Consider the following 1,393-nt stretch of genomic DNA (forward strand, 5'->3'; position numbering starts at 1 on the left):
AGACTACAGGCTGAAGATGTCCGCAGCGGTGTACGCGTGGACGCCTGTCGGCACATCGGTCAGCCGCTCGCGGGCACACACGGCGTACGTGGGCTTGTCGGCAGCGGCCGACAGGGCCTGCGCCTTCTCCTGAAGCGTCCGCACCAAGGCGGGCGCGCTCTCGACGCAACCCCACTTCGCCTCGCCGAGCAGCACCGGCAGTGACGAGCGTCCGGCGAGCCCCACGGCGTCGATCTGGACCGAACTGTCGTCGTTCCACCACTGCCCCAGCGCCGCGATCTCGCTCGGCAGCGATCCGGCGGCCACCTCGCGGATCAGATGACGCCGGAACGCATCCTCCCACGGGGCGCCCATCGCATCGTCGAGACCGGACTCGAGGAGCGCGGCCACCGACGACCCCAGTCCGCGCTCGATCTGCGAGCGGTACCGCTCGACGCGGCCGAGCCAGAACGCCAGATAGTTGTCGGCGATGCGGTAGATCTTGCGGCGCGTGCGCTCCGGATTCTCCGTGACCGGTACGAGCTGTTCGACGAGGCGCAACTCGACCAGCCGCGCGAGGAGCCGGGAGGGTTCCACGCCCACGGCATCACGGACCTCGCCATGCTTCGTGCGCCCCGCGGCGATCGCCTTGAGCGCGATGCCAGCCAGGCCGCTCGCATCGCCCTCGGTGGCGAGCAGGAGCTGCCCCTCGGTCAGCAGCAGCGCTCCCGGCGCGCAGAACAGGTGCTCCAGGTTCTCACGGACCGGCGCCGCCTGGTCCCACCACGAGAGGTACAGCGGCACCCCGCCGACGAGGCCCCACACGAGTGCACGATCCGTCGGCTCCAGGTCACGAAGCATCAGCGCGGCCTCGTGCGGATCGAAGGGGTGCACCTGCAACGCCAGACCGAAGCGGCCGTAGAGCGGAGCGCGCTCCTCCTGCATCGCCTGCATCGTGCGCACCGCGGACCCGCAGATGAGGATGCGTAGGTGCGTGCCACCGCCCGCCCGGTCGAGGAACGCGCGCAGAACGCCCTCGACCTCGGGGGCGGTGGCTTTGAGCTCGGGGAACTCGTCGAGCACGAGGAGCAGCGGCTCGGCGCGAGCCGCGGTCGCGAGGAAGTCGAGTGCGTCATCCCAGCCGGTGAAGGGGCGCTGCTGCAGATCACGGATCGCGTCGAGTCCCAGTGCGGCGACGGACTCCGAGATGATGCGCAGCTCATCGGCGGCGGGACGGCCGGCCGCGGTGTGGAAGACGGCGCGCTTGTCGGCCGCGAATCGCTGGAGCAGCATCGTCTTTCCGACCCGGCGGCGCCCCCACACGATCCCGAGGCGCGACGCCGCCCCGGAGTGCCAAGACTCCAGCGCCGCCAGCTCGCGCGTTCTGTTGACGAACTCCTTCACGCGGTAGATG

Annotated in this window: 1 protein-coding gene; it reads right to left on the reverse strand. The window is 70.5% G+C overall.

Annotated features, from left to right (window positions below; genetic code table 11):
* Positions 1-3: 3 nt before the first annotated feature.
* On the reverse strand, positions 4-1,383 hold the full coding sequence (locus FDZ70_10700; protein TLM65976.1) for an ATP-binding protein: 1,380 nt from the start codon (positions 1,381-1,383) through the stop codon (positions 4-6).
* Positions 1,384-1,393 lie beyond the last annotated feature (10 nt).

The organism is Actinomycetota bacterium (genome assembly GCA_005774595.1).
GTDB lineage: Bacteria > Actinomycetota > Coriobacteriia > Anaerosomatales > D1FN1-002 > D1FN1-002.